The sequence below is a fragment of the Pantoea sp. SGAir0183 genome (genome assembly GCF_043545505.1).
On record NZ_CP028053.1, the window covers coordinates 4,287,098 to 4,309,821 of the forward strand.

19 protein-coding genes and 1 tRNA gene are annotated in these 22,724 nt (G+C 52.4%); 3 read left to right on the plus strand and 17 right to left on the minus strand.

The window, feature by feature from the left end; all coding sequences use genetic code 11:
• Window positions 1-27 precede the first annotated feature (27 nt).
• The 15 genes from C1N59_RS19965 to trxA all read right to left on the minus strand — a co-directional run bounded on the left by C1N59_RS19965 (window position 28) and on the right by trxA (window position 15,229).
• Window positions 28-104, minus strand: a tRNA-Arg gene (locus tag C1N59_RS19965).
• Between the two features lie 157 nt (window positions 105-261).
• Window positions 262-1,002, minus strand: coding sequence for a lipopolysaccharide N-acetylmannosaminouronosyltransferase (gene wecG, locus C1N59_RS19970; protein ID WP_006121441.1), 741 nt, complete (start codon window positions 1,000-1,002; stop codon window positions 262-264).
• A gap of 42 nt (window positions 1,003-1,044) precedes the next feature.
• Entirely contained in the window at window positions 1,045-2,388 is a 1,344-nt protein-coding gene (wzyE, locus tag C1N59_RS19975) for an ECA oligosaccharide polymerase (protein WP_394550118.1), read from the minus strand.
• Window positions 2,385-3,452 (minus strand): TDP-N-acetylfucosamine:lipid II N-acetylfucosaminyltransferase, encoded by a 1,068-nt coding sequence (locus C1N59_RS19980; protein ID WP_054634725.1) that lies wholly within the window; start codon window positions 3,450-3,452, stop codon window positions 2,385-2,387. The genes wzyE and C1N59_RS19980 overlap by 4 nt, the downstream gene beginning before the upstream one ends.
• Window positions 3,449-4,699: a lipid III flippase WzxE gene (gene wzxE, locus C1N59_RS19985; RefSeq protein ID WP_394550119.1), complete on the minus strand. Its 1,251-nt coding sequence runs from the start codon at window positions 4,697-4,699 to the stop codon at window positions 3,449-3,451. Before wzxE ends, C1N59_RS19980 begins: the two co-directional genes overlap by 4 nt.
• Complete coding sequence (gene rffA, locus C1N59_RS19990; RefSeq protein WP_205958934.1) at window positions 4,699-5,829, minus strand: dTDP-4-amino-4,6-dideoxygalactose transaminase; 1,131 nt, start codon at window positions 5,827-5,829, stop codon at window positions 4,699-4,701. The genes wzxE and rffA overlap by 1 nt, the downstream gene beginning before the upstream one ends.
• Complete coding sequence (rffC, locus tag C1N59_RS19995; protein ID WP_039339221.1) at window positions 5,816-6,523, minus strand: dTDP-4-amino-4,6-dideoxy-D-galactose acyltransferase; 708 nt, start codon at window positions 6,521-6,523, stop codon at window positions 5,816-5,818. The genes rffA and rffC overlap by 14 nt, the downstream gene beginning before the upstream one ends.
• Window positions 6,501-7,382, minus strand: a complete 882-nt coding sequence (gene rfbA, locus C1N59_RS20000; RefSeq protein WP_039339219.1) for a glucose-1-phosphate thymidylyltransferase RfbA — start codon at window positions 7,380-7,382, stop codon at window positions 6,501-6,503. Before rfbA ends, rffC begins: the two co-directional genes overlap by 23 nt.
• Before the next feature lie 18 nt (window positions 7,383-7,400).
• A complete protein-coding gene (gene rfbB / locus C1N59_RS20005) occupies window positions 7,401-8,471 on the minus strand; it encodes a dTDP-glucose 4,6-dehydratase (RefSeq protein WP_039339217.1) in 1,071 nt (356 codons plus the stop codon).
• Entirely contained in the window at window positions 8,468-9,727 is a 1,260-nt protein-coding gene (gene wecC, locus C1N59_RS20010) for a UDP-N-acetyl-D-mannosamine dehydrogenase (protein WP_283788310.1), read from the minus strand. Before wecC ends, rfbB begins: the two co-directional genes overlap by 4 nt.
• Window positions 9,724-10,854 (minus strand): non-hydrolyzing UDP-N-acetylglucosamine 2-epimerase, encoded by a 1,131-nt coding sequence (wecB, locus tag C1N59_RS20015; protein ID WP_394550120.1) that lies wholly within the window; start codon window positions 10,852-10,854, stop codon window positions 9,724-9,726. Before wecB ends, wecC begins: the two co-directional genes overlap by 4 nt.
• 10 nt (window positions 10,855-10,864) lie before the next feature.
• Window positions 10,865-11,914: an ECA polysaccharide chain length modulation protein gene (wzzE, locus tag C1N59_RS20020; RefSeq protein ID WP_033737408.1), complete on the minus strand. Its 1,050-nt coding sequence runs from the start codon at window positions 11,912-11,914 to the stop codon at window positions 10,865-10,867.
• A gap of 25 nt (window positions 11,915-11,939) precedes the next feature.
• Window positions 11,940-13,016 carry a UDP-N-acetylglucosamine--undecaprenyl-phosphate N-acetylglucosaminephosphotransferase gene (wecA, locus tag C1N59_RS20025; protein ID WP_039339214.1) on the minus strand — a complete coding sequence of 359 codons (1,077 nt, stop codon included), beginning with the start codon at window positions 13,014-13,016 and terminating at the stop codon, window positions 11,940-11,942.
• Window positions 13,017-13,295: 279 nt separating this feature from the next.
• On the minus strand, window positions 13,296-14,555 hold the full coding sequence (rho, locus tag C1N59_RS20030) for a transcription termination factor Rho (protein WP_006121431.1): 1,260 nt from the start codon (window positions 14,553-14,555) through the stop codon (window positions 13,296-13,298).
• 341 nt (window positions 14,556-14,896) lie between these two features.
• The gene (gene trxA, locus C1N59_RS20035; RefSeq protein ID WP_006121430.1) at window positions 14,897-15,229 is read right to left on the minus strand and encodes a thioredoxin TrxA; all 333 of its coding nucleotides are present in this window, start codon (window positions 15,227-15,229) and stop codon (window positions 14,897-14,899) included.
• 117 nt (window positions 15,230-15,346) lie between these two features.
• On the opposite strand from trxA, the gene rhlB reads away from it, so the two are divergent.
• Together rhlB and gppA are read left to right on the plus strand one after the other, a co-directional pair.
• Entirely contained in the window at window positions 15,347-16,639 is a 1,293-nt protein-coding gene (rhlB, locus tag C1N59_RS20040; RefSeq protein WP_033737345.1) for an ATP-dependent RNA helicase RhlB, read from the plus strand.
• Window positions 16,640-16,646: 7 nt separating this feature from the next.
• Window positions 16,647-18,131 carry a guanosine-5'-triphosphate,3'-diphosphate diphosphatase gene (gene gppA, locus C1N59_RS20045; protein WP_006121428.1) on the plus strand — a complete coding sequence of 495 codons (1,485 nt, stop codon included), beginning with the start codon at window positions 16,647-16,649 and terminating at the stop codon, window positions 18,129-18,131.
• 28 nt (window positions 18,132-18,159) lie between these two features.
• Here the strand turns inward: gppA and rep are convergent, their stop codons facing one another.
• Entirely contained in the window at window positions 18,160-20,181 is a 2,022-nt protein-coding gene (rep, locus tag C1N59_RS20050) for a DNA helicase Rep (RefSeq protein ID WP_394550121.1), read from the minus strand.
• Window positions 20,182-20,322: 141 nt separating this feature from the next.
• Here rep and ppiC point away from each other — a divergent pair, with 141 nt between their 5' ends.
• Entirely contained in the window at window positions 20,323-20,604 is a 282-nt protein-coding gene (gene ppiC, locus C1N59_RS20055) for a peptidylprolyl isomerase PpiC (RefSeq protein WP_394550122.1), read from the plus strand.
• Here ppiC and C1N59_RS20060 read toward each other — a convergent pair whose 3' ends face one another.
• Complete coding sequence (locus tag C1N59_RS20060; RefSeq protein WP_394550123.1) at window positions 20,605-22,665, minus strand: AsmA family protein; 2,061 nt, start codon at window positions 22,663-22,665, stop codon at window positions 20,605-20,607. It abuts the gene before it with no gap.
• Window positions 22,666-22,724: the final 59 nt, after the last annotated feature.

Below are 22,724 nucleotides of genomic sequence, written 5' to 3' on the forward strand. Positions count from 1 at the left end.
CACCGAAGCTCATACGCACAAACTAAATGGCGCGCCCGACAGGATTCGAACCTGAGACCTCTGCCTCCGGAGGGCAGCGCTCTATCCAGCTGAGCTACGGGCGCGTAGCGCCGTTGCGGATGTGCATACTAGAGATAAGCGCCCATCCTGTCTAGTGCTTTTTAAAGAAAATAGCGCGTTTGATTACGCTTTGTGCATTTCGTCGACAAATAACGCATTTACGCCTGTGCGGACGCGAAATTCTGGCATTAATCAGCGATATCACAGATCGCCACGCCAGTGATAACGCAGGTATTTCACCAGCTTTAACTGCCTGCGCAAGCGACTGGGCTGCACGAGCAAGCGATAGAGCCACTCCAGCCCCAGTTTTTGCCAGAAGACAGGCGCACGCTTTACGTGTCCCGTAAAGACATCGTAGGTGCCGCCTACGCCCATATACAGCGCCTCTGGCCACTGCCTCTGGCAATCCGCCATGAAAAGCTCCTGGCGTGGTGAGCCCATTGCTACCGTCACCAGCTTTGCGCCGCTCGCTGCAATACGGGCACACAGCGCCTCACGTTCAGACGGGACAAAGTAACCGTTCTGGGCACCGACGATGTTGACGTTCCACTGACGACGCAGCTTCGCGCACGTTTCATCCAATACCGCCTCACGGCCACCAATCAAAAACACCGGTGTCCCCTCGCGGCCAGCGCGTTGCATTAAGGCTTCCCACAGATCGGCACCCGCGATGCGCTGCACGGAGGCCTGGGGATATTTCTTTCGAATCGACCGTACAATACTGATGCCATCAGGGTAATTGAATTCGGCCTGCTGGATTTGGGCGCTCAACGCCGCATCCCGTTCAGCACTCAAAACCTTTTCCGCATTAATGGCCACCAACGTACCTGTACGGATACCGGATGGAGGCATCAAAAAATCGACAAACGCTGTCATGCTGTCGAAACCGTACAGGGTGATACCGCGAATCTCGTAGCGTGGTGTACCGGTGTGCGTACTCATATCTTTATTGTTTTTCCCTTTCATACCAGAGGTGCATCAGCGTCAGGATGGGCTATGCAGCGGACGTCCTCTACGGCTGCGAATCAGACCGACATGATTCAGTAATCCGTAAAGCAGTTTCGCTACCGCCAGGCAGGCCGCAAAAATAAGGCAAAAAAACACCACGCGGGAGCCAAATGCATCCAGCCCTTCACGCGCCAGTACAATCATGTTGAATACCGCACCAAAACAAAAACTTTGCAGAATGGCCCCCGTATAGCGATTTGACTCACTGCGTCCGCGCTTATACAAGCTATCAAAGCCTTTAATTATTAAGCCCACAGCCACAGCACCTGGCACTATCGCCCCAATACCGCCCATCACCAGCAGTGAACCGATTAAGGTAGGAGAGATCGCCAGACCTGAATGGTTATTAAGCACCTCCCATGTGAAATAGTTGGCACTGTTGAGGACGGTCAGAGGACGATCGGGCCACAGCCATGACGGGATAAATACATAGAAATCACGCCACATGGGCGCTAAACCCTGAAAATCGATTTTATGGTAATTTTCGAGCAGCAACGCCAGATTTTCCCAGGGCGAAAAAGTGTCCCGGGTCAGATAAAGAAAGGTATAAAACGCTTCTGCGCCCATTACGTCCAGGTTATAGCGTCGCAGCGCCAGCCAGAACATACCGGCAATGGCCATCACGCCAGCGACGGCCAGCATCCATAAGGTTATCCAGCCACGCGTAATTCCGATAAACAGAAACAGCGCAAAAGCGATGATGATATTGGCACGCGTCCCGCCAACCAGCGCATAGGTCAGCAAGCCAAAACTGACGGTGACAATCAGAAAGAGCAGCCAGTTACGGCGTGTAGGATGTAAAAAATACGGGATCAACATCGCCGGAATAAAGAAATAGAAAAAGCGCTTCAGAGCGACACCGGAAACCTCACTGGAAAAGATCTGGTTGTAGGCTGTGAGGCGAAATAATAAAAAGCCGTTATGGATGAAAAAAACCGTCACGGTCGCGATGGCGACCAGCGCCAGCAGGCCACAGGTCAAATGCGTCTCCACACGGTTCATCTGTAGCCAGGGCCGGGCAGGTGATGTCGCCATCGGCCTGAGACGGACCTTGTAACTGACAAAGTAAATGACATAAAACGCTGTGGCAGACAGCATCGCCTGCAGTAAAAAATCGGCCGGCACCACCTGAGTGTCAAAACGAAACACCAGAATGCTGGTAAGCGGAAACCCAAAATAAAAGGTCAGCAGAAACAGCAAGGTAAAAAACAGGTGAAAGTTAAATCGTTCCTGTTTCATCTCGCGTACATTCAGCGTGACGATGATCATGAGTGACAGCACGTAGACTAACAGCAGACCACTAAACGCCAGTAGACTCATGAAGGCTCTCCTTCGCAAAGGCGCAACGCCGCCTGCCAACCCACGAGATAGCCCGGCGCCAGAAACGCAACGTGCTGCTTGTCGCATCCCATGAGCTGTCGGCGCGCTTCTGCAACGATAGCAGGCGTCAGCGCATCATCGCTGAACAGGACCGGAAGCTGTTGCGCGGTGACATCACGCCAGAAAGGATTTTTACGCGTCAGCACGAAGGGGATATTGGCTTGAATCAACAAACACAACGTGCCTACGCCCTGCTGCCGCTCGAACATAAAATAGCCTAAATGGCAGCGCGCCAACAATGCCAGATAATCATCGAAGGCCAAATTTTCACGCAGTAACGTTACCTGCCCCTGAGGAAAAAGCCTGTCAGCGGCATTCTGAATCCGGGCAATATACTCATCGTTATTGGGCGGATAGCCAAGCGGCACCGCAATACGCACATTCTGGCCAAACTGCGCCCGAATCGCCTCCAGCCCTTCTGTATGACGATTACTGGCATCGCCTGAATTCCCCAGCAGCACCGTCAGGATGTCATCCGGGCGGGGCGTTATCGCCGCGGTGGGTAAACGGGTTGGAAAGTAAAGTAAGGTGCGCGGTACCGAAGGATGGCGTTGCTGATAATGATACAGATCGCCTTCAGTCGCGAAGACACGTGCAATTCGCCCCTGCGCAATACGACGCAGAAAATAAAACAGGCGGAATTTGAGGCTGCGCGAGTCTTCATATAAATCGGCGCCCCAGACGTGCCAGTACACCTGAGACCGGTGCAGCCTGCCACTCAGTAACGCCAGCCACAGCCAGGGATTAAACTGTCCATGGCAAAAGAAGCGCTGCTCGCGCTGTTTAGCCCGGCGTAAAAGTGCTTCAGAGAGCGCTTTCTTGCTGCTAAACGTTTCAATGCGCAATGCATCAAAGCCACTAAGGCTTTCCGGCTGCCTGGTGACCACCATAAAGTGACGCGCCACAGGCGCAGGCAGTTCGGTGCTCAGCACGTCATTAAAAAAACGCAACACCGTGAGATTGTGATGGGGAATATCCGATCCCAAAACGTGAATCAAAGTCATTTTCTTCGGCAGTAGAGAGTAAAGGCGCCACAGCAGAGCGCGAAATAGGTAATGTACGTGAACATATAGGCTTGCGCTGCGCCACTGGCACCGTGTAACGGAATCAGCCAACGGGAAAACAGGGTCAGTAACGCAAACTGACTGATTTCCGTCAGCACATAAAAACGTAACGATGCTTTCGCGATGACCAGATAGCCAAAAACATAAGCCCCCACTTTAAAAACATCCCCACACAACTGCCAGACGAACAGATCCCGCATATCATGGAATGCGGCAGAAAACAGCAGGCGGATAGCGATATCCCGCATTACCCACACGATCAGGCTGGCCGCCGCGACAGCCGGCAACACAAAGCGCAATGCCCGTCCGATCTCTCGTGCAATCTCTGTTTTGTTTTCTAACCTGGCCAGCGTGGGCAGCAGCCAGACGCTAAAGGTTGCGGTAATAAACTGCAGGTAAGCATCGGAAATACTGGTTACGCCCTGCCATAAACCGACCTGAGCCCAGCCGTTGTGAGCGGCAAGTTGGTTTCGCATCATGACCCAGGCAACCGGAAGCGTGACGGCGGTGATCAGTGCCATCAGCGTATATTTTGCCAGCTGACGCGCCATCTCAGGCTGCCACTGCGGACGCAGCCAGCTTAAGGGCAGCGGCACACGATACCTGAATATCACCAGGGCAGGAATAACCAGTAATGCCGGCACCATCGCTAAACCGGTTAATGCGCCCGCGTACCCTCCCAGCCCCCAGCACAGCATATAACCGGCTACGCCAGTCACGCTGCCTGTCATCAGCGCCAACGCATTACCCTGTGCATCCCGGTAGCCTTTAATTAAAGCCAGAATGAGATTGGCCCAGGCAATGCCGAACTGCAAAAAAGCAACGATACGGATAACGTTTTGATAGCGATCGTGCCCAAACAAGGCGGTACTGACAGGGGCTGCAGCAAGCAAAAAAACCAGCGCCAGCAGTGTTGAAAAGCCTGTCACCATCGCCGAGGCCGTTCCAACCAGCGCGCGCAACGGCTGCGGTTGCTGGCGATATTGCGCGACAAAGGTTGTGACGCCGTTGAAAATCCCGGCCCCCGCCAGAACGCCCAGCACCGTGATCAACTGTCGAAAATTCCCCGCCTGACCAACGCCTTCCGGGCCGTAACTGATCGCCAGCAGCTTGACCACCAGCAGGCCCACGGCAATTTTGACCAGAGTTGAAGAGGCCGTCCATACAGAGGCTTTGGCTAATGACATCAGGAAAAGAAGCTCAGCAGTGAGCTGATAACCGTGCTCTGGTTATTATCTGACAGGTTAAAAAACAGCGGCAGCCGCAATAAGCGCTCACTTTCGGCCGTGGTGAAGCGGTCATCGCCCGCAAAACGGGAAAACTGCAGGCCAGCAGGTGAAGTGTGCAACGGAATATAATGGAAAACGGCCAGGATTTCGGCCTCTTTAAGCCAGTTAATCAACGCCTGACGATGTTCCTGATCGCGCAGTTTAATATAGAACATGTGCGCGTTGTGCTGACAGTCGGCCGGAACCGTGGGCAAGGTAATGTGGCCGCTTTCTGCCAGCGGTTTTAGCGCATTATAGTAGCGCTGCCATAACCGCAGCCGCTGCTGGTTAATACGCTCGGAGGCTTCCAGTTGCGCCCAAAGATAAGCCGCCTGTAGATCCGCCATCAGATAACTGGATCCCATATCGCGCCAGGTATATTTATCTACCTGACCACGAAAAAACTGGCTGCGGTTGGTGCCTTTTTCACGGATGATTTCCGCACGCTCAACCAGGCTGGCATCATTGATCAACGTTGCACCGCCTTCTCCGCCCGCCGTGTAGTTTTTGGTTTCGTGAAAACTAAAGCAGCCGATATGACCGATAGTGCCTAAGGCCCGCCCTTTATAACGTGACATCACGCCCTGCGCAGCATCTTCAATGACAAACAGCTTGTACTGGGCCGCCAGCGCCATGATCGTGTCCATCTCACAGGCAACGCCGGCATAATGTACCGGTACGATAGCACGCGTTTTATCCGTGATGGCGGCTTCGATCAGCGTTTCATCCATATTCATCGTGTCAGGGCGCACATCCACAAACACGATTTTTGCGCCCCGGAGTACAAAGGCATTCGCAGTGGACACAAAGGTGTAACTCGGCATGATGACCTCATCGCCGGGTTGAATATCGATCAGCAATGCCGCCATTTCCAGTGATGCGGTACAGGAAGGCGTCAGTAACACTTTTGCACTGCCGAAACGCTGTTCCATCCACTGCTGGCAACGGCGCGTAAAACCACCATCGCCGCAGAGCTTGCCGCTGCTCATGGCCGACTGCATATAGTCGATTTCGCTGCCCACAACCGGGGGCGCATTAAAGGGAATCATGACCTCTCCTGTAAAACCAGTACGCCGTGCTTTCCAGTCGTGCACCACTGCGTAAATAAAGACGCATCGCCGTGAGATTGCTGATTTGTGTTGCGACGCGCAGCCGATCGAGCTGGCGTACACGTCCCCAGTCAGCTGCCGCCAGCATCAGGCGCTGACCAATGCTTTGCCCCTGCGCCGCAGGCACGACAGCCAGTAAGCCAATGCGGGCATCGCCATCTACCTCACGCAAAGACACGAATCCCTGCAGCGCACCGCTGTCATCGCAGGCCACCAGACACTGATGATCAAAGGTGCCAAGTACCGCATTTTCAATCCACTGCGCGTAAAAACGTCCGCTCTCTTCTGGCGCAAACCACGGCGAACGAAACCGACTCTGGCGGAAGGCCTGAGAAGCCGCCTCACGCAGTGCGGGGATCTGGCCTTGACGGGCAATACGAACCCCCGTTTGCCGCTCGGTTCGTTTAATCGTGAGGGACAACTCCGCCTCGCCCTCCACCAACTGGAACTGATGTTGATTCAGGGCGTCAATAGTGGCGGTCTGATCAGCGGGCACTTTAATTTGAAACAACGCACAAGGATGCTGAAGCGCGCTTTCCAGCGGCAATGTTCCACCCGTTTCCAGTCTGACAGACTGGATGCCGAAAAACTGGCTCTCCCAGTCGAGGGGATTAATATTGACGAGGACGGACATGCAATAAATCCAACAAATATTGACCGTAACCTGTCTTCACTAATGCTTCACCTGCTGAGGCCAGTTGATCATCACTCAGCCAACCATTTCTCCAGGCGATCTCTTCCAGACAGGCAATTTTGAAACCTTGCCTTTTTTCCACCGTTTGAACAAACATACTGGCTTCAATCAGGCTGTCATGTGTCCCGGTATCAAGCCAGGCAAAGCCCCTTCCCAGTAATTCAACCGCTAATGCGCCACGTTCCAGATACATTTGATTGATGGCGGTGATTTCCAACTCTCCCCGTGAAGAAGGCTCAACCTTTTTGGCAAATTCCACCACCCGGTGATCATAAAAATAGAGACCCGTAACTGCCCATCTCGACTTCGGCTGTGAGGGTTTTTCTTCGATCGACAGTGCATTGAAGTTTTCATCAAACTCCACCACACCAAAACGCTCTGGATCCATCACCTGATAACCAAAGATCGTTGCGCCTTTGTTGTTCATCACCACTTTCTTTAGCTTGGGACTAAATCCCTGACCAAAATAAAGATTATCGCCCAGCACAAGACAGCAGGCTTCTCCCGCGATAAATGACTCGGCAATAATAAAGGCCTGGGCAAGCCCATCTGGATTAGGCTGCACAGCATAATTCAGACGTAAGCCAAATTCGCTGCCGTCCCCAAGTAAACGCTCGAATTGTGGACGATCCTCAGGTGTAGTAATTAACAGAATGTCACGAATACCGGCCAACATGAGTACCGATAAGGGATAGTAGATCATCGGTTTATCGTAAACCGGCAGAAGTTGCTTTGATACAGCACGAGTAATTGGATGTAGCCGCGTACCCGAGCCGCCTGCGAGAATGATGCCCTTCATCTCTGCTCCCTTCGTTGACTACGGTTTCAGTCCGAGACGCTCACCGCCATAGCGCCCATCCAAAATAGCTTGCCACCATTGCGGATTATCCAGAAACCATGCGACGGTTTTACGCATGCCGCTTTCAAACGTTTCTTCAGGTATCCACCCTAATTCGCGAGCAATTTTGCTGGCATCAATCGCATAGCGCTGATCATGGCCGGGGCGATCGGTAACAAATGTAATCAAATCCCTGTAGTTTTTCAGACCTGACAACTTACGTTCTGGTGCCAACTCTTCTAATAACGCACAAATAGTTTCAACCACATCGATGTTTTTCCGCTCATTGTGGCCACCAATATTATACGTTTCTCCCACAAGCCCCTTGCTGATGACGGTATAGAGCGCACGCGCATGATCCTCAACGTATAACCAGTCACGTATCTGTTGACCATTCCCATAAACCGGCAACGGTTTGCCAGCAAGCGCATTAATAATGGTAAGAGGGATCAGCTTTTCTGGAAAATGGTAGGGACCATAGTTATTTGAACAATTCGTCACAATAACGGGCAAACCATAGGTCCGTGACCAGGCTCTTACCAGATGATCGCTGCTGGCTTTCGTCGCTGAATAAGGGCTACTGGGCGCGTAAGGCGTGTTCTCAGTGAAAAAAGCCGTGTTGTCATGGAGATCGCCAAAAACTTCATCCGTTGAAATGTGATGGAAAAGAAAGTTTTTCTTTCGTTCATCTGCTGAGGCACTCCAGTAATGGCGTGCCGCTTCAAGTAACTGATACGTGCCAATAATGTTGGTTTCAATAAACGCCATTGGCCCATCAATAGAGCGATCTACATGGCTTTCAGCTGCCAGATGCATGACACAATCAGGTTGATACTCGCCAAAGATTCGGTCCAGGGCAGGACGATCACAGATATCGACATGCTCAAATTTAAAGCGAGGGCTATCTGCAACACAAGCCAGTGAGGACAAATTGCCCGCATAGCTCAACTTGTCGACGACGACGACATGATGATCAGTTTCATTGATCAGGAACCGCACTAACGCTGAACCAATAAAACCTGCGCCGCCAGTAATTAAAAAATGCTTCATCGCCAGACACCTTTCGTATCAACGACCCATTGCTGGGTCACGTGCGCCGCATCAATGGCGCGGAACGCCTGATGATCGACCAGCATCACCAGAATATCGGCCTGTTGCAGCGCCTGCTCTGTTGACACCAGCGTGGCCTGCGTTTCCAGACGTTCGGGAATCTGCTCAATATGCGGTTCAGTCACCCAGGTACGGCCCTGATGCCAGTCTGCAATCAAATGGGCGACTTCCATCGCCGGGCTTTCACGCAGGTCATCAATATTTGGCTTAAACGCCAGGCCAAAACAGGCAATCGTCAGATCGCTGGCGCGCTTATCGGTTTGCGTCAGACAGTCTGCCAGTGCTTTTTTTACCTGCTCCAGTACCCAGTGTGGCTTGGCATCATTCACTTCGCGGGCGGTACGGATCAGTCGCGCTAAGTCAGGGTTCTGCGCCACGATAAACCAGGGGTCGACGGCAATGCAGTGTCCGCCTACGCCGGGACCGGGTTGCAGAATATTCACACGAGGATGACGGTTTGCCAGCGCAATAAGCTCCCAGACATTAATCTGCTGCTCAGCACAGATCAGGGACAGCTCATTGGCAAACGCAATGTTTACGTCCCGGAAGCTGTTTTCGGTCAGCTTGCACATTTCGGCGGTACGGGCATGAGTTTCCACGCACTCGCCCTGGAGAAAAATACGATATAACGCGCTGGCACGGGCAGAACAGGCTGGCGTCATGCCGCCAATAACACGATCGTTTTTAATCAGCTCGACCATGATCTGGCCGGGCAAAACACGCTCAGGGCAGTAGGCAATAAAAACGTCCGGTTCATCGCCCTGCTGGGGGAAACGTAAATCAGGCCGCGCGGCAGCCAGCCACTCCGCCATCTGCTCGGTACTGCCTACCGGAGACGTCGACTCCAGAATCACCAGATCGCCTTTTTTCAAAACCGGTGCGATGGATATTGCGGCCGCCTGCACAAAACGTAAGTCGGGCTGGCGATCGGCCTGGAAGGGCGTAGGGACGGCAATCAAAAAGGCATCCGCCGCTTCCGGTTGCGTGGTGGCACGTAAATCGCCACGCGCAACGGCTGCCTGCACCACCTGTTCCAGATCGGGTTCGACGATATGAATGGCACCGCGGTTGATGGTGTCAACAGCCCGGGCATTGATATCAACGCCCACCACTTTTTTTCCCTTTGAGGCAAAAACGGCTGCGGTAGGCAGCCCAATGTAACCCAGTCCAATGACGGAAATGGTTTCAAAACTCATAAGTTGGCTCTGTTATCTTTTAAGGCTTGTAAGATTCGCCCGCAGGCATTGCCATCCCCATAGGGATTATGGGCGCGGCTCATGGTCTGCCAGGCCTCGTCGTCATTCAGTAATGCGCTGACTTCGGCAACAATCTTCGCCGTATCCGTTCCCACCAGTTTTACCGTCCCCGCGTCAACCGCCTCTGGCCGTTCCGTGGTTTCACGCATTACCAAAACGGGTTTACCCAGCGAAGGCGCTTCTTCCTGAATTCCGCCAGAATCGGTGAGAATGAGCCAGGCACGATTCATGAGCCAGACAAACGGCAGATACTCCTGCGGCTCAATCAGTACAATGTTCTTGATGTCACGCAGAATGCGGTTAACGGGCTCATGGACATTCGGGTTGAGATGCACAGGATAAACGATCTGCGCCTCAGGGTGCTGACGCGCAATTTCGGCTAAAGCGCTACAAATACGCTCAAACCCCTCGCCAAAACTTTCCCGCCGATGGCCCGTTACCAGTACCAGCTTTTTGTTTTCATCCAGAAACGGATAACGTGCAGCCAGTTGCGCATTAATGGCGTTATCATCCAGTACCCGATCGCGCACCCACAGCAGGGCATCAATCACCGTATTGCCGGTAATCACAATGCTGTCATCGGGCAGATTTTCATCCAGCAGGTTCTGTCGGGAACGGGAGGTTGGCGTGAAATGCAGCCGTGCCAGATGGCCTGTCAGTTTACGATTGCCCTCTTCAGGCCACGGCGATGCCAGATCGCCTGTCCTTAAACCCGCTTCAACATGGCCGACAGGTATTTGTTGATAGAACGCAGCCAGACTGGCCGCCAGCGTGGTTGTGGTGTCACCGTGAACCAGAACAATGTCGGGTTTGAAATCGAGAAGGACGGTGTGCATGCCTTGCAGGATACGGCAGGTTATTTCCGTTAATCCTTGTTCAGGCCGCATAATATTGAGGTCGTAGTCAGGCTGAAGCTGAAATAAGCTCAGCACCTGATCGAGCATTTCACGGTGCTGTGCGGTTACGCACAGCCGTGATTCAAAAGCTGGATCCTGTGCCAGGGCCTGAACGAGTGGTGCCATCTTAATGGCTTCAGGTCGGGTGCCAAAAATTGTCAGAACTTTCACACTGTTTCTCTCAATCTTGTGTATCTGACATGGGTCGCCGACGACGTGCCAGTGCCACACCGGCGCCAACCAGTGCCCCTACCGCGCCCCACATCACCATCATAAATACCCGGCGTGGGCTGTCACGTGACACCGGCTCTTCCGGTGTACGTAAATAACGGTAGGTCTGAAATTTATTGGTTAACGCAGGTCCTGCATCAAGTGTCGTCAGCATCGCTTTATTTTGATCGTAGCTTATATCAAAGCTCGGTCCCGTCGCACGCAGGGTGTCGAGTTGCCCCTGCAATAGCGGCTGACCGATTAAAAACAGATCGCTGTCAGCAAGACTCTCACTGACTTCATTCGTCTGTTTTTCAGTAATTCCTTTTTGGCTGGCCACCTTCAGCGCCTGTTCCAGACGATGAATGCGACGCTGGAAGACGGCATTCGCCACAGCTTCCTGACGCCTGACCTGTGCCTGAAGTTGCGCATCTCGTGCCTGCCACGCACCTTTTAGCTCCGCGTTGAGATGACGTGCTGCGCGCTCACTGGCATAGGCAATGTACTGACGCAACAGGTTGTTGGCATCGCTCGCCGTTTCCGCTTTCAGTTTGACGCTGTCGAACGTGTTACGCGCGGTATCCGCTGGCGTAAACTGGATGTTATCAATCAGCTCATCTAACAGGACCGCATCATTGTGCGCATTGCCGCTTTTCCGACTTTTGTAATAGTCGGTTTGCAGCCAGAACTCGCGACGAGTATCCCAGGAGGAAAGCTGCACCAGAAACTCATGATAAACCTCATCCATCACGTTGGGAGACGCGCTGGTTAACGTCACGGCGTCATTGCGTACATCCAGGTTATTGAGAAACTGCTGCTGTGAATAGTACGAGCCCAGCATATTCACTGTTGGACGTCCTGTAATCGCTGTTGTGCTCCATACCTGTTTCATCAGCAACGTCGCCAGCCAGGCTGCCACTGCAAACAGCACTGCGCAACCGACTATCCAGTGCTTTCCGCGCCACAAACGGCAGCACAGGCCGCGAATATCCAGTTCGTTCTCCACAACGTTTGCAGGCATCACAGCGTCATCCTTTTTAAGTCTTTTATTTGTCAGTATCAGCAGGGACATTCATACGACGCTTAAAACGCCGGATTCGTCTTGCTATGCGCCAGGAGTGCTTGAGGCAATAGCCGTAAGCCATAAACGCCAGCAGAAAAAGAACCAACATTACCCATTCAGGTACAAAGGCGAGGTATTCGCCTAATACGCCAATACCTGCGAGCAAGGCCGCAGCAAGCGTAATCAGCACGAATGCCTGACGTGAGGTAAACCCCGCACGCATTAACAGATGGTGGATATGCTGACGGTCAGCTGAAAAAGGACTCATGCCTTTACGCAGACGCCGATACATGATGGCAACCATATCCATTAATGGAATGGCGATTAACCATAATGCAGTGACCGGTGAAATGGGATGACTTAATCCCTGAGTGGTTTCCAGCAAAATCCAGATGATGGTGAAGCCAATCATCGTACTGCCGGCATCACCCATAAAAACTTTATAGCGTCTTCCCAGCAAACCAAGATTGAGAATGATATACGGGAGAATGGCGACAATCATTGCAAAACACCACATCGCCAGGCTGTACTGTCCGTCCAGTAAGAGAATAATTCCCATTGCACCAAAGGTGACGGAGGAAAGCCCCCCCAGCAGACCATCAATACCGTCCACCATATTGAAAGCATTAATCGCTGCCCAGACGGCAAAAAGGGTCAACACATAGCCGAACGGCCCGACGATCAACTCCACCGGACCGATGATAAAACCCAGACTCAGTAGATAAAGTTTTGCGCCCGCCATCATCACAATGGCCACCGCAGCTTGTATCACCGCACGGATTTTAACGCTGATGTCAAACCGGTCGTCGAGTGCGCCGACAATGACTAAGATTGCCGAGCAACTTAAATAGAGCGTGGCATGGGGCAGATAATAGTTCGTAATGGCAAAGGCAAACGTAATGCCTGCAAAAACAGAAATACCACCGACTAAGGGGATATCGCCATGGTGGCGTTTACGCGAGTTGGGTGAGTCAACCAGCCCTACCTTTTTGGCTGCTTTACGAGCAAGGAAAAGAAACGCCAGGGAAAAGACAAAAACTAAACCAAGCTCAGTACTCATAGTGAGTAAATTCACGTTAAACGCTCTCAGCTATCATCCTGGATACACACAATACGCGAAAGAAGGCGCATATTACCGTCCCAGATTCCGAATTCGGCATTAAGCGGTGTACGAACGGTCAACCGTCCACCACTTCCACCGTCATTATTATTACGCCTGCCAGACCACAATCCTATAGCCCGTAAATGAAAAACGCCACGTCAGAACGTGGCGTCAGAGCTATTTTATGATCTTTTAAAGTAAAAAAACGTCATCCTGTTCAGATGACGCTTAAAAGAATCAGGAACGCTTCATCATATCGAAGAATTCATCGTTGGTTTTGGTCATGGCCAACTTGTTGATCAGGAACTCCATCGCGTCGATTTCGCCCATTGGGTGAATAATTTTACGCAGGATCCACATTTTCTGCAGTTCTTCCTGAGAGGTTAACAGCTCTTCTTTACGTGTACCGGAACGGTTGTAATCAATGGCCGGGAAGACGCGTTTTTCCGCAATCTTACGTGAGAGATGAAGCTCCATGTTACCGGTGCCTTTAAACTCTTCGTAAATCACTTCGTCCATTTTCGAACCGGTATCCACCAGCGCAGTCGCGATAATGGTCAGGCTGCCGCCCTCTTCCACGTTACGCGCCGCACCAAAGAAACGCTTAGGACGATGCAGGGCGTTAGCATCCACACCACCTGTCAGCACTTTACCGGAGGCCGGCACCACGGTGTTATAGGCACGGGCCAGACGCGTAATGGAGTCGAGAAGAATGATGACGTCTTTTTTATGCTCAACCAGGCGCTTAGCCTTTTCGATCACCATCTCTGCAACCTGAACGTGACGCGAAGCCGGCTCATCGAAGGTTGAGGCAATCACTTCGCCTTTGACCAGGCGTTGCATCTCTGTCACTTCTTCCGGACGCTCATCGATCAGCAACACCATCAGCACGCAGTCAGGATGGTTATAGGCAATGCTCTGTGCGATGTTCTGCAGCAGCATGGTTTTACCGGCTTTTGGCGGAGCAACAATCAGGCCACGCTGACCGCGGCCAATGGGCGACGCCAGGTCCAGTACGCGCGCCGTTAAGTCTTCGGTTGATCCATTACCGCGCTCCATACGCAGACGGCTGTTAGCGTGCAGCGGCGTAAGGTTTTCAAACAGAATTTTGTTGCGCGAGTTTTCAGGCTTGTCGTAGTTGACTTCATTAACTTTCAGCAGCGCAAAATAGCGTTCACCTTCTTTTGGTGGGCGAATTTTGCCGGCGATGGTGTCACCAGTGCGGAGGTTAAAGCGGCGAATTTGGCTGGGAGAAACGTAGATATCATCAGGACCGGCGAGGTAGGAGCTGTCTCCAGAGCGGAGGAATCCAAATCCATCCTGCAATATCTCCAGCACACCATCACCGAAGATGTCCTCGCCGCTTTTCGCGTGCTGCTTCAGGATTGAGAAAATAATGTCCTGCTTGCGCATACGAGCCTGATTTTCCAGCCCCATATTCTCGCCGAGGGTAATCAGCTCAGAAACCGGCGTATTTTTTAATTCGGTAAGATTCATAGTGATGGGTTCTTAAACTCGGGGTAATACTCGAAATGTTTGTCGTGAATGGTATGGCAGTTAATCCATGCCTGTTCTGTTAATGACTTTTCAACTCTTCTCAACGATCGTTGTCTTGAATGATGACTGGAAGCGAGGAGTCGGTCGATTTAAGTCAGAGTAGAGCTAGTCGTTAGATTGCTAAACCGCTGGTAGGTACAGTGCGACAGGGTTTAACAAGGGAAAACTTTGAATGCTAACTACAAGGTATGATCATAGTGCAGTGAAAATAAGTTAGCACGCTTAAAAGCGAACGTCCAGCAGGAGGAAAAAATTTAACCACTGCCGAACGTTCAGCCCGATTACGCCAGGTTGGCGTTCAGGAACTCTTTTAATTGACCTTTGGACAATGCGCCCACTTTCGTTGCAGCGACTTCACCGTTTTTAAACAGCAGCAGCGTCGGGATGCCACGAATGCCGTATTTCGGTGCGGTACCTGGGTTATCGTCAATATTCAGCTTAGCGATGGTCAGCTTGCCATCATACTCTTCTGCAACTTCATCAAGGATTGGGGCGATCATTTTACAAGGACCACACCATTCAGCCCAGAAATCTACCAGTATAACGCCGTCGGCTTTCAGCACGTCGGTGTCGAAACTGTCATCGGTCAGATGAACGATTTTATCGCTGCTCATGTTTTACTCCACAAGATTATGCCTGGCGAATTGGCGTAATATAAACCAATGTTGGTTGACTTTATTTCATCGGATACGCTTTCGTAAAGCGATAGTAAGCTGATATTCTACCACACTATGAGCAAAACACACTTAACTGAACAGAAGTTTTCCGACTTCGCCCTGCACCCACAGGTAGTGGAAGCCCTTGATAAAAAAGGGTTTCATAACTGCACGCCTATTCAGGCGTTAGCACTGCCATTTACGCTTTCAGGGCGTGATGTCGCAGGTCAGGCGCAAACCGGTACCGGCAAAACGATGGCGTTTTTAACGTCAACGTTTCATCATCTTCTTTCTCACCCTGCACCAGAGGGACGCCAGGTTAACCAACCTCGCGCGTTAATTCTGGCACCTACGCGTGAACTTGCCGTGCAAATTCATGCGGATGCAGAACCGCTGGCGGCATCGACCGGCCTGAAACTAGGCCTGGCTTACGGTGGCGACGGCTATGACAAGCAGTTAAAAGTTCTGGAAAACGGTGTCGATATTCTGGTCGGCACCACGGGTCGCTTAATTGATTATGCGAAGCAGAATCACGTCAACCTCAGCGCCATACAGGTCATGGTGCTGGACGAAGCCGATCGCATGTTCGATCTCGGCTTTATTAAAGATATTCGCTGGTTGTTCCGCCGCATGCCACCCGCAACTCAACGCCTGAGCATGCTGTTTTCGGCCACGCTCTCTTATCGCGTGCGTGAACTGGCCTTTGAGCACATGAACAGCGCCGAATACGTTGAAGTCGAGCCGGAACAAAAAACGGGCCACCGCATTAAAGAAGAGCTTTTCTATCCTTCCAACGAAGAGAAAATGCGTTTGCTGCAAACGCTGGTGGAAGAAGAATGGCCCGATCGCGCGATTATTTTCGCCAATACAAAACATCGCTGTGAAGATATCTGGGGCCATCTGGCTGCGGACGGTCACCGTGTCGGCTTGCTGACCGGCGATGTGGCTCAGAAGAAGCGTTTACGCATTCTGGATGACTTTACCAAAGGTGACATCGATATCCTGGTGGCGACCGATGTTGCGGCACGTGGCCTGCACATTCCCGCAGTGACACATGTCTTTAACTACGATCTGCCTGATGACCGCGAGGACTACGTTCATCGCATTGGCCGTACAGGACGCGCAGGGGCAAGCGGCCACTCAATCAGCCTGGCATGCGAAGAGTACGCGTTAAATCTGCCGGGTATTGAAGAGTACATTGGTCACAGTATTCCGGTGAGCAAATACAACAGCGATGCGCTGTTAAGTGAACTCCCGCCGCCGAAACGTCTGACGCGTAATCGTACAGGCAACGGTCAGCGTCGTGGCGGAAATAACGCCAGTCGTCGCGGTGCTCCACGTCATAACAACCGTAAACGTTCGGGTTAAGTTCACCATGCTAAGCGCATCGACACTCTATGCTGCGATTGATTTAGGATCTAACAGCTTCCACATGCTGGTAGTCAGCGAAGTGTCTGGCAGTATTCAGACTATCGCCAAAATCAAACGCAAGGTGCGCCTGGCTGCTGGCCTGGACAGCGCCAATCATTTGTCAGCTGAAGCGATGGCGCGGGGCTGGCAATGTTTGCGGCTTTTCTCGGAACAACTTCAGGATATTCCGCCTGACCAGATTCGGGTGGTGGCGACGGCTACGCTGCGTATTGCAGCAAATGCACAGGTCTTTCTGGATAAGGCTCAACAGATTCTGGGCTGCGCCGTCAATGTGATTAGCGGTGAAGAAGAAGCCCGTCTGATTTATCAAGGCGTGGCGCACACCACCGGCGGCTCCGATCAACGTCTGGTTGTCGATATCGGCGGTGGCAGTACTGAGTTAGCCACCGGTGACGGCTCCCATGCCAGCGTGCTGTTTAGTTTGCAGATGGGCTGTGTCACCTGGCTGGAACGCTTCTTTGGCGATCGTCACCTGGCGCAGGAAAATTTTGACCAGGCAGAACAGGCCGCCAAAGCCATGCTGCAGCCCATTTCGGCAGAACTGCGCAAACAGAGCTGGCAGGTTTGCGTCGGTGCATCCGGCACCGTGCAGGCGTTACAGGAAATCATGGTGGCACAGGGCATGGATGAGCGCATCACCCTGAGCAAACTCCAGCAGTTAAAGCAGCGCGCTATTCAATGTGGCAAGCTGGAAGAGCTTGAAATCGAAGGACTGACGCTGGAACGTGCGCTTGTGTTCCCCAGTGGGCTCTCAATCCTGATCGCCATTTTTCAGGAACTCAATATCGACAGCATGACGCTGGCCGGTGGCGCACTGCGCGAAGGGCTGGTGTACGGAATGCTGCACTTACCTGTTGATCGTGATATTCGCAGCCGTACGCTGCAAAATGTTCAGCGCAGGTTCAACATCGATGTGTGCCAGGCCGATCGGGTACGTCAGCTGGCTGAAAGTTTTTTTCGCCAGGTCAGCGTGGTCTGGAAACTGGATCAGCGCTGTCGGGAATTACTGCTGAGCGCCTGTGCTATCCACGAAATCGGGCTGAGCGTCGATTTCCGTCAGGCACCTCAGCATGCTGCCTACCTGGTTCGCCATCTTGATCTGCCGGGTTTTACGCCCGCGCAAAAAAAGCTGATCGCCTGCTTACTGCAAAACCAAAGCGGCAGCATCGATCTTGCGTTACTGACCCAACAAAATGCCGTACCGCCGCGTCTGGCAGAGCGCCTGTGTCGCCTGCTGCGCCTGTCGATTATCTTTTCCAGTCGCCGTCGCGATGACACCCTGCCTGCCGTACGTATGCAGGCCGATGATGAAGCGCTGAATGTCACATTGCCGGCGGGCTGGCTGGATGTACATCCGCTTCGGGCGGAACTGCTTGAACAGGAAAGTCATTACCAGTCCTATGTACACTGGCAGTTATCGCTGACCTGAGTACTTGCGGTTACGCCCGATCGGCGCATTAACCCTTTTTCGCCTTTTCCAGCATCGCCCGTAATCCGGCCACCCGACTCTGGCCGGTTTTCATTCGCTCTTCAGCACTGACCACCTTACGCTCGGTTTCCCACACCACATCATCCTGCGGCAGCTCCAGCAAAAAGCGGCTGGGCTCGGGGCGAACCAGTTCACCGTACTGACGGCGCTCACGGCATAAGGTGAACGTCAGCTCTTTCTGCGCACGGGTGATACCGACATAGGCCAGACGGCGCTCTTCTTCAACGTTATTTTCATCAATACTGCTCTGATGCGGGAGCAATCCTTCTTCCATGCCAACCAGGAAAACATAGGGGAATTCCAGCCCTTTAGACGCATGCAACGTCATCAGCTGCACCTGGTCTGACTCGTCGTCACTTTCGCCGCGCTCCATCATGTCGCGCAACGTAAACCGCGTGACGACCTGGGCCAGCGTCATCGGCTCATCCAGATCGCTCCCTTCCAGCATTTCCGTCATCCATTGAAACAGCGTATTGACGTTTTTCATGCGCATTTCAGCGGCTTTAGGGCTACCGGAGGTTTCAAACAGCCAGCTTTCATAATCGATGCCGCGAATCAAATCACGGACAGCGTTCACGGGTTCCCGCTCACTGAGCTGGATAATCTCATTGAGCCAGTGAGTGAAGCGCTGCAGAAGCTCAAGACCGCGGCCGGTCAGGGTCTGCCCCAGTCCCACATCGAAGCTGGCGTTAAAAAGACTTTTACTGCGGATAGTGGCCCATTCACCCAGTTTTTGCAGCGTCGCCGGGCCAATTTCACGCCGGGGAGTATTCACAATCCGTAAAAAGGCGCTGTCATCGTCGGGGTTAGTGAGTACGCGTAAATACGCTAACAGATCTTTTATTTCTGGCCGTGAGAAAAAGGAGGTGCCACCTGAAATCCGGTAAGGGATACGGTTCTGCATCAAGAATTTTTCGAATACCCGGGACTGGTGATTCCCCCGGTACAGAATGGCGTAATCTTTATATTGCGTTTTATTGATAAAGTGATGAGCAATCAGTTCACCCGTTACCCGCTCGGCTTCGTGTTCTTCACTGTTTGCGCTCAACACTTTCAGTTCACTACCGATACCCAGTTCAGAAAACAGGCGCTTCTCGAACACGTGCGGATTGTTGGCAATCAGGATATTGGCAGCTTTAAGGATACGCTGTGAAGATCGGTAATTCTGCTCAAGCTTCACCACTTCCAGCGTCGGGAAATCCTCATTCAGCAGGACCAGATTTTGCGGCCGCGCTCCGCGCCAGGAATAAATCGACTGATCGTCATCGCCAACGACAGTAAAACGCGCTCTGGCACCCACCAGCAATTTAACCAGTTCGTACTGGCTGGTATTGGTATCCTGATATTCATCGACCAGCAGATAGCGAATACGTTGCTGCCAGCGCTCGCGCACTTCCTGATTACGCTGTAGCAGAAGGGTCGGCAACAAGATCAGGTCGTCAAAATCCAGCACATTACAGGCTTTAAGGTGCTGATCATACAGGGCATAGCAGTGCGCGAAAACGTTATCGCGCTCCGAACGGGCTAATGCCGCCGCCTTGGGCGGATCAACCAAATCATTTTTCCAGTTGGAAAGGGTGGAAATCAACTGCTGCAGTAAGGTCTTGTCCTCTTCCAGCCACTGGCTGGTCAGGTCTTTAAGCAGGGCCAGTTGATCCTGGTCGTCGAACAGGGAAAAGTTAGACTTCATTCCCAGCGCTGCATATTCGCGCTTAATAATCTCCAGTCCCAGGGTATGGAATGTCGAGATCATCAGGCCGCGCGCCTCTTTACGCCCCAGCGTTTGCGCGACGCGCTCTTTCATTTCACGTGAGGCTTTATTCGTGAACGTCACGGCCGCAATGTGGCGCGCCTGGTAACCGCACTCCCGAATCAGATGTGCGATCTTATTGGTGATCACGCGGGTTTTACCCGAGCCAGCCCCCGCCAGCACCAGACAGGGACCGGTGACAAATTCGACGGCACGTTGTTGGCTGGAGTTTAAACGCATAGGGAATCGCTCTGTTGAAATAAGATACCCGCTTCGCCTCACTCGCGTGCCAACGGCATGAACGCGGTGCCGTTAACGTCTCTGCGATTTGAAAAGACGGGTTTATAATGGAGGGCAATTATACACAACAGAGACACCATCATGGCGAAAACTGCCGCGGCTTTACATATTCTGGTGAAACAGGAGGCAGAGGCGAAAGTCTTGCTGGCGAAGCTGAAAAAAGGGGAGAATTTCCAGCAGCTTGCTAAAAAACACTCCATCTGCCCTTCAGGCCGAAACGGCGGCGATCTGGGTGAATTCCGGCGGGGAAAGATGGTAGCTGCATTTGATAAAGCGGCCTTCACCTGCCCACTGTTACAACCCTTTGGGCCGGTGAAAACCGCGTTTGGTTACCACATCATCAAAGTGCTCTATCGCAACTGATTATTTTTTGCTTTTCATCTGCTGCAATACCCGGCTGCACTGATTTTCATCATTATCGCTGGGGGAAATCAGTGCCAGTAAGGCCGCCGCCGGTGCTACCACGGCACCCAGGGCAACGGCTGCCGCACCACGCGCCAGTAGTGGCCCGGTCTTCACACCGGCATCCGGATTTTTAAACGTACCACGGACGTAAAGCGGTGAGCGCAGGGTCACGATACGAATGCCTTTACTCTCTGGATTCACAGACAGGTCCAGACGTTCAGTGGCGAAATTCGCATTTCCCGTCACGTTGATGACCGCATTTTCCGTATCGAACACAAACAGGTTTGGCGTGGCCAGACCGTTTTGCAATTTCAGATCCGTTGCCGCACAGTTGATGCGCACCTCATCATCACCGAACAGCTTACCAACCAGATAGTTACCGACATTTAATCCGGCAATCTCCATCAGGTTGCGGCTAATCAGTCCGTCGTTCATTAGCAGCTTGAGTTGGCCGTTACTGGTTGCGAGCAGGTCAGCCACAGAATTGCCCGTGCCCGTCAAGCTGGCATCACCGTTAAGCTGTCCCAGACTGTTTTGCATTGCCTGTACATTGGGAAACAACTGGCGCAGGCGAAGTTTACGCGCATGAATATCCGCGCGGCCTCGCATGGGAGAGCGATCGCCTTCTAAACGAATAGTGCTGTTCAGGTTGCCCTCGGCCATGCCAAAACGCAGCGGATCGAGCAGTAGATTACCGTTATCAAGCTGCAAATGCGTGTAAAGATCGCTTAACGGCAAGGAATTACTGTGTTCGATACGTTTACCACTGAACTTCACGTCAGCATCCATCACCGACCAGTTTTTCGTATCGAATTGATCATGAGGCAAAACACGATCGGCAGGCTGTGTCGATTTTTCGCCGCGCTTTGCCTTAGCCTGTTGCGTTTTCTCACTGCCTTTGCCGGAGTCAACGCCAATAAGCGGCCCCAAATCTGCCATGCGCAATTGGTCAGATCGCAGTTCCCCCACCAGTTTAGGGCGAGGTTTGCCCTGGCTGTAGGTCAGGGAGCCATGAATATCGCTATCGCCAATGTGCCCATTGAATGCCTGATAGCGGAAAACAGACCCATCTTTACCAGTGAATTTAGCAATAAGGCGACCATCTGTTTCATAGGGCGGCGTATCCGGTAATAACACTCCCGTCAGGCCATACAGATTCGCCAGCGTGTCGCCAGAAAAACGCAAACGCACATCCAGTCCGCCCAGATTTAACGGATCCTGCACACCGCCAGAAAGCTGTACCCGTGTAGTACCGTTACGGACATCCGCCTGCACCGGGAACGGTGTCGTCTGGCTTCGCAGTGATAACATGCCGCCGAGCTTACCCTGGCCCGTGAGTTTTTCATTGTTATAGCGCCCTTCAGCCTGCCAGCCGAAAACAAAGTCGCCCGCCCCTTTTTGGCTGTCGTCTCCACCCGCGATTTGCGCGAAAGGCACAGGTTTGCCAAGCGAATTGAGTTTTACAGTGACATCAGCCTTGTTAACCGCATCGCGATAAAGCAGAGTTCCCTGATCGAACAGAATATTGTCCAGCCGAAATGACCAGGCGGAAGGCGGTGCATTGTCGTCTTTGCTGTCACTCTCAGCGAGCGTAAACGTCCAGTTGTTTTTCTTGTCGGCGGTTTGAATCAATCGGGCATCCGGCTGCTGTAGCTTTATCCAGGGGATAAAGACTTGTTTGTGCAGCAGTGCCAGCGGCGCAAGCGTTGCGTCGACGCGCTGGAGATGAATCATAGTGACATCGGGAATATCAGGCGGATTGCCCAGCATGATGTCTTCGGCATGCAGATGCGGCCAGGGGATAAAACTGCGCCATCCCGGTTCGTCGCGTTGTCGTTGCCACGCGATACCCAAATCACCACGAATGGCAAAAGGTCGGTTCAGTTCTGCTGAGACTTTTTTGTTGATGGTCGGCTTCAAGCGATTCCAGTCGAATGTGGCAATGACAATGACCACGACGACGATCACCAGGACTAAAATTCCCGCTATCCAACTGACTATTTTTCCAGCGCGTGACATTAGGCATCCTCCCTGCTCTTTCACGGTCTCCGTTAAAGATAGTCGAGAGCGAGCCGGAA

Bases quoted from the DNA above. Each gene is read 5' to 3' on its own strand.
- wecG (WP_006121441.1), bottom strand. From the start codon at position 1,002: ATGAGTACGCACACCGGTACACCACGCTACGAGATTCGCGGTATCACC.
- wzyE (WP_394550118.1), bottom strand. From the start codon at position 2,388: ATGAGTCTACTGGCGTTTAGTGGTCTGCTGTTAGTCTACGTGCTGTCA.
- C1N59_RS19980 (WP_054634725.1), bottom strand. From the start codon at position 3,452: ATGACTTTGATTCACGTTTTGGGATCGGATATTCCCCATCACAATCTC.
- wzxE (WP_394550119.1), bottom strand. From the start codon at position 4,699: ATGTCATTAGCCAAAGCCTCTGTATGGACGGCCTCTTCAACTCTGGTC.
- rffA (WP_205958934.1), bottom strand. From the start codon at position 5,829: ATGATTCCCTTTAATGCGCCCCCGGTTGTGGGCAGCGAAATCGACTAT.
- rffC (WP_039339221.1), bottom strand. From the start codon at position 6,523: ATGTCCGTCCTCGTCAATATTAATCCCCTCGACTGGGAGAGCCAGTTT.
- rfbA (WP_039339219.1), bottom strand. From the start codon at position 7,382: ATGAAGGGCATCATTCTCGCAGGCGGCTCGGGTACGCGGCTACATCCA.
- rfbB (WP_039339217.1), bottom strand. From the start codon at position 8,471: ATGAAGCATTTTTTAATTACTGGCGGCGCAGGTTTTATTGGTTCAGCG.
- wecC (WP_283788310.1), bottom strand. From the start codon at position 9,727: ATGAGTTTTGAAACCATTTCCGTCATTGGACTGGGTTACATTGGGCTG.
- wzzE (WP_033737408.1), bottom strand. From the start codon at position 11,914: ATGCCTGCAAACGTTGTGGAGAACGAACTGGATATTCGCGGCCTGTGC.
- wecA (WP_039339214.1), bottom strand. From the start codon at position 13,016: ATGAGTACTGAGCTTGGTTTAGTTTTTGTCTTTTCCCTGGCGTTTCTT.
- rho (WP_006121431.1), bottom strand. From the start codon at position 14,555: ATGAATCTTACCGAATTAAAAAATACGCCGGTTTCTGAGCTGATTACC.
- trxA (WP_006121430.1), bottom strand. From the start codon at position 15,229: ATGAGCAGCGATAAAATCGTTCATCTGACCGATGACAGTTTCGACACC.
- rhlB (WP_033737345.1), top strand. From the start codon at position 15,347: ATGAGCAAAACACACTTAACTGAACAGAAGTTTTCCGACTTCGCCCTG.
- gppA (WP_006121428.1), top strand. From the start codon at position 16,647: ATGCTAAGCGCATCGACACTCTATGCTGCGATTGATTTAGGATCTAAC.
- rep (WP_394550121.1), bottom strand. From the start codon at position 20,181: ATGCGTTTAAACTCCAGCCAACAACGTGCCGTCGAATTTGTCACCGGT.
- ppiC (WP_394550122.1), top strand. From the start codon at position 20,323: ATGGCGAAAACTGCCGCGGCTTTACATATTCTGGTGAAACAGGAGGCA.
- C1N59_RS20060 (WP_394550123.1), bottom strand. From the start codon at position 22,665: ATGTCACGCGCTGGAAAAATAGTCAGTTGGATAGCGGGAATTTTAGTC.